This is a genomic window from Candidatus Omnitrophota bacterium (genome assembly GCA_034717435.1).
GTDB lineage: Bacteria > Omnitrophota > JAUWXU01 > JAUWXU01 > JAUWXU01 > JAYELI01.
This window is the reverse complement of sequence record JAYELI010000003.1, coordinates 1-5,735: the sequence shown is the minus strand read 5'-3', so window position 1 is coordinate 5,735 and position 5,735 is coordinate 1. Positions and strand designations below refer to the sequence as shown.

The 5,735-nt window shown below is 43.0% G+C and carries 5 protein-coding genes; all 5 read right to left on the bottom strand.

The features are described 5' to 3' along the window. Positions 1–314: 314 nt before the first annotated feature. The 5 genes from rodA to U9Q08_00200 all read right to left on the bottom strand — a co-directional run bounded on the left by rodA (position 315) and on the right by U9Q08_00200 (position 5,411). Positions 315–1,409, bottom strand: coding sequence for a rod shape-determining protein RodA (gene rodA / locus U9Q08_00220; protein ID MEA3328156.1), 1,095 nt, complete (start codon positions 1,407–1,409; stop codon positions 315–317). Further along, positions 1,399–3,105, bottom strand: coding sequence for a penicillin-binding protein 2 (gene mrdA, locus U9Q08_00215; protein MEA3328155.1), 1,707 nt, complete (start codon positions 3,103–3,105; stop codon positions 1,399–1,401). Before mrdA ends, rodA begins: the two co-directional genes overlap by 11 nt. After that, positions 3,092–3,583: a rod shape-determining protein MreD gene (mreD, locus tag U9Q08_00210; protein ID MEA3328154.1), complete on the bottom strand. Its 492-nt coding sequence runs from the start codon at positions 3,581–3,583 to the stop codon at positions 3,092–3,094. The genes mrdA and mreD overlap by 14 nt, the downstream gene beginning before the upstream one ends. Further along, positions 3,550–4,233: a rod shape-determining protein MreC gene (gene mreC / locus U9Q08_00205; GenBank protein MEA3328153.1), complete on the bottom strand. Its 684-nt coding sequence runs from the start codon at positions 4,231–4,233 to the stop codon at positions 3,550–3,552. Before mreC ends, mreD begins: the two co-directional genes overlap by 34 nt. 131 nt (positions 4,234–4,364) lie before the next feature. Then, a complete protein-coding gene (locus U9Q08_00200; GenBank protein ID MEA3328152.1) occupies positions 4,365–5,411 on the bottom strand; it encodes a rod shape-determining protein in 1,047 nt (348 codons plus the stop codon). Positions 5,412–5,735 lie beyond the last annotated feature (324 nt).

The window sequence follows — 5,735 nt, the reverse complement described above, 5'->3', positions numbered from 1 at the left end:
GCGACCGAAGGATCTCCCATAAAACCGTGTTTTCTGAGATTCTTCGGCCTTCGGCCTCAGAATGACCTTTTTAGCGTTATTATTTTTAATTTCGGTTAAGGTGTGCACTTTTAATTTTTAAATAACAGACATTCTAAATTGCTAAATTGTTAAATGGTTAAATTGCTAAGCCGGGGAATTGTATTCTAAATTTTAGGATGCAAATTTTCACAATAAACGGTGTTAAAATATTTTTTCAGCTATTTTCAATACAGCAATTTAACAGTTTAGCAATTCAGCAGTTTAGCCATTTAGCAATTTAACAGTTTAGCAATTTAGAATATTGTTCTTTTCATTCTGATATTGAGCAGTATTCCAATAGACATCATGGTCATTACCAGACAAGAACCTCCGTAGCTTAGCAGCGGTAAAGGAAGGCCGGTTACCGGCATCATTCCTACAGTCATTCCTATGTTGACAATTATATGAAAAGAAAACATGGTTATTATACCCACTGCCAATAACCTGCCGGTCGAGTCATTGGTTCTGCCGGCTATCTTCAAGCCCTGCCTGATCAGCAGGAAATATAACAAGATCAGTATTGTTGCCCCTAAAAATCCCCATTCCTCGCCAATTACACTAAATATAAAATCAGTGTGGTGCTCGGGCAGAAAATTAAGCTGGTTTTGCGTTCCTGCCAGCCATCCTTTTCCTAAAAACCCGCCTGAACCAATAGCGATCTTGGACTGAATAACCGTATATCCGGAACCCAACGGGTCTATGTTCGGGTTTAAAAATACCAGCAGCCTTTGTCTCTGATAATCCCGCAGGAGAAACCACAAAAGAGGCGTGGAGGCCAGGCCAACCATCACTAATCCCAGGAGATATTTTAATCTTAATCCCCGAATATAAAGCATACTAAAAAATATCGGGAGAAAGACCATAGCTGTCCCCAGATCCGGCTGTTTTAAGATTAAAATCAAAGGAACAGCCACCAGGGACAGGGAAATTAAAATCTTTTTGAGCGGCTGGATTTTGAGGTCTGTCCCGCCCAGATATTTAGCCAAAACAAGAATGATTATAATCTTGGCCAATTCTGAAGGTTGAAACGTAAAGCTGCCGAAAGACAGCCACCTCTGCGCGCCCATCTTCACGTGTCCCAGCAACAGCACCAGGACCAAAAGAAGCAGATTAAAAGCGTATAAAATATATGAGACCTCTATCAGTTTACGATAATTTATCCTGGCTGTTATTAAAAGACAGATAATTCCAAAAGCTGCCCAAGTAGCCTGGCGGCCTACAAAATTAATCCCACAGGCCAGAGATTTTTGATAAGAAGCGCTGTAAAGGAGCACTAAACCGGTTAAACAGATAACAACAGTTAACAGAAACAACCTGTGGTCAAAACCCTTCCATGAATTAGGCGCCATTCTGGGAAATCTCCTTCCAGCCCTTGATCAATTTTCCGGCTATCTCGGCCGCCCGCTGGCTGGCATATCCACCGTGTTCTAAAAAAACAACAAAGGATATATTTTGCCCGTTTAGCGGACAAAATCCCAGAAACCACGAATGAGACTTCCCTCTGGTTGCCTGGGCTGTCCCTGTTTTAGCAGCGATTGAAACACCGGGCAGGTATGCCCGGTGGCTTGTGCCCCTTTCCTGGCTTACGCCTTTGAACATACCCCGCCTAACAACGTTAAAATTTCCCTCCGAGATATTTAATTTCCTACCCCTCTTAGCCAGGGGAGAGGATTTAACTAAATGGGGCTGAGATAAAATTCCCCTATTTGCTACTGCCGAGACCATCCTTACTGCCTGGAGAGGGCTGATCGAGATATAACCCTGGCCAATGGATAAGTTCAGAGTCTCCCCTTCATACCAGGGTTTATTATAAACGGACTTTTTCCACTTCCTGTCCGGAACTATTCCCTTTATCTCCCCGGGCAATTCAATTCCTGTCCGGCAGCCAAGCCCTAAATATCTAGCAAACCTCGCCAACCCATCTGCTCCTACTTTTAATCCTGCGTGATAAAAAAAGACATTACAGGAATATGTTATTGCCTCTTCTAAATTTAAAGAACCGTGCCCGTCTTTCTTCCAGCATCTAAAGGTTCTTCTTCCCGATTTATATTTTCCGTTACAAAATTTACGGCTGGAGGAACTTATTTTTTTCGTCTCCAGGGCAACCAGAGCAGTAACTATCTTAAAGATTGATCCCGGCGGATACTGTGAACCGATAGCGCGATTTAATAACGGGTAAGACTTATCTCTTAATATTTTCAGCCTCTGCCCGCTTTTCTGCGGGTCAACAAATAGATTAGGGTTATAGGCCGGGCTGCTAACCATAGTTAAAATGCCGCCGGTTGCTGAATCCATTACTATTATAACTCCCGGGTTATCTTTTAAAAGATCCCGGGCTAATTTTGTCAGGTCCAAGTCCAGAGTTAAATAAAGGTCGTTGCCCTTTAGCGGCGGTTTACGGCTTAATATCCGTTGAATCCTGCCTCTGGAATCTATTTCTGCCAGTTGGCCGCCGTCGGTTCCCTTTAAAAAAACATCAAAAGACCTTTCCAGACCATCGCGGCCCACTAAATCCCTAAACTGGTAACCATATCTTTTCCTGGCCTCTAACTCATCGGGCCTGATTTTTCCTAAATAACCAATTACATGGGCGCCGGATTTTCGGTGGGGATAATGACGCAAAGGACAGGTCTGTATAACTGCTCCGGGTAAGTCTGTAGACCTCTCTTCAACAGCAGCTACCAAACTGTAATCGATATCTCTGATTATAACAACAGGCGCGAAAGGAGTGACCGTGTTCTTCTTTAAGATCTTTTTGATCTCTTTCCGGGAAAAACCCAGGATCTTGTTTAACCGGCTGATTGTCTGACTTCGGAGTTCCCGGGGTATAATGCAGAGATTAAAGGAGAGCCTGTCGGCTGCCAGAACTTTGTTGTTACGATCATATATCACGCCTCTCCTGGCGGATTGAGGCAGCAGGCGGATCCTATTATTTTCGCTTAACTGCCGGTAATAACTTCTGCGGATAATCTGGCTATAACCAAGAGCCATGACCAGGGACAGAAAACAAATTGAAACAGCCGTTGAAAATTTATTTATTCTCATAAAACAATTTTTGGAGCAGCAAAAAGGCCGGCAAGGCAAAGATCGCTGTATAGATACCGGCCGGCAGAATTATACCCCGAAATGAAGTAACCAGGTTTGGCAAAACATCAATGGGTAAAGAAGCCAGGTAATAAACCAATCCGGCAAAAATACTCAAAAAAAACACTGTTACTATTTTAACAAAAATACCCTGTTTATAAATAAATTTAAAATATTTACCGATCACTAATCCGCAGAGCCCAAAGGTAAACATCTGTATCCCTAAAGGCCCCGCGCTGAATACGCCTTTTAAAAGCCCTAAGACCAGCCCCAGTCCCAACCCAAAGATCAGGTTTCTTTGCAAGCTAAAAAAGATAAGAGCAATAAGCAAAAGATCGGGCTTTATGCCGTGGATTTCAATCTTATCCAGATAAACCACTTCTAAAAGTAAAAATATCAAAATAACTAAAATAAAGGCGATTTTTTTAATTCCAGACATAATACCTCTTCTAACCTTGAGAAATCGACCATTGGTTCTACCAGGGCATATGAATAGAGCCCGCTAATATCCTTCCCCGCGCTCTTCACCCTGCCAATAACCAGCCCTTTGGGATAAACTCCTCCTAAACCGGAGGAGATGACCACGTCTTTTACTTTGAGATCAGTATCTAATGAAAGATATCTCATCTTGCATAACCCGGAAGGCACTCCTTCAATTATGCCTTCTTCGCGAGTGCGCTGGATCAGCCCGCTTACCTTTAAATTGGGGTCTATTATCAGCATAACCTGGCCTACTTCGTTATTTGTCTGAATAACCTTGCCTACCAATCCCCCGGGGGTTACTACCGGCATATCTTTTTTTATCCCCTGATCGGTCCCTTTATCGATAACTACGGTCTTATGCCAGTTAGTGGAATCTTTGGCTATAACCCGGGCCAGAATCATTTTGCCGGGGGATTTTTTCTTGAATAAAAGGAGATTGCGCAAACGCTCATTTTCAATCGATGCTTCTTTCAGCCCGGCTACTTCTTCTCTAAGATAAGCTGTCTCCTTCAGCAAGCTGTTCTTCTCTTCAAGCAACTTCCAAAAATTACGCGTTCCCTGGGATCTTTTATTTAATTTAGAGGCAAAGAAATTGCCTTTCCGCAAGACGGGTCTAAAAATTGAAACTATGCCTAATTTTATTTTCTTATTAAAAGCGGGGATAAGTATGCTTAAAAGAGGCAGTAAAAAAAGAAGGAGAACAATAGAGATAATTTTTTTGTTAGAATGGAACACATTTACTCAAGTCTGGTAGGAACGTCCAATTTTTGTAAGATCTGCAAGTTATCCAACACTTTGCCTGTTCCCAAAGCAATAGCGGTCAGAGGATCATCGGCTAAATGAACAGGCAAACCGGTTTCCTCGCTAATTAATTTGTCTATTCCTTTGAGTAAACACCCGCCCCCGGCCATAACCACTCCCCGGTCTATCAGGTCAGCTGATAATTCCGGAGGAGTTCTTTCCAGGGTAATCCTGACTGCCTCCAATATACTGGAAACAGGTTCGCTTAAGGCCTCTCTTACTTCTTCAGAAGAAATAGTCAGGGTCTTAGGCAGGCCTGCCACCAAATCCCGGCCTTTTACCTCCATGGTCATTTCTTCTTCTAAAGGATAGGCAGATCCGATTTTGATCTTAATGTTTTCAGCGGTAGATTCTCCGATCATAAGATTATATGTCTTTTTAAGATAGGCCGTGACCGCCTCGTCCATCTCATCTCCGCCAACCCTGACAGTCTGAGAATGAACCTCATCAGAAAGGGATATTACCGCTACTTCGGTAGTCCCCCCTCCGATATCTACCACCATGTTCCCGGCCGGTTCCTGAACAGGAAGGCCTACGCCGATGGCAGCCGCCCTTGGCTCATCAATCAAATATACTTCTCTTGCTCCGGCATGGATAGCAGAATCCTTAACCGCTCTTTTCTCGACTTCGGTTATGCCGCTGGGAACAGCTATTACTATCCGCGGACGGATAAAGGCCTTACGATTATGGACCTTTCTGATAAAATAACGCAGCATGCTTTCGGTAATTTCAAAATCCGCTATTACTCCGCTTTTCATCGGCCTGATCGCAACGATACTGCCCGGGGTCCTGCCTAACATCTTCTTGGCTTCTTCTCCGACTGCCAGCACATTGGTGGTATCCTTTTGAATAGCCACAACAGAAGGTTCACACAAAACAATACCCTGGCCTTTTACATAAACCAGGGTATTAGATGTGCCCAAATCAATACCGATATCACTTGAGAAAAAACCCCAAAAATAATTAAATAAATTAAAACCCATTTCTTGCCTCCATGTGAATTTTAATTATATCAAAACACAATTATTAAAGTCAAGGCAATTATTACCAGATGTTATCTACGAATTAAAAGTGCACAGTTTTTAGACGATTTATGTTTTAAAAGTGCACACCTTAAAGGTCATTCTGAGGCCGAAGGCCGAAGAATCTCAGAAAACACGGTTTTATGAGATCCTTCGGTCGCTTACGCTCCCTCAGGATGACACCTACGCTTACGCTCCCTCAGGATGACACCTACGCTTACGCTCCCTCAGGATGACACCTATCTTAAAAAGAACAAAATTAAGGACTTGGGGAGTGTGCAGTTT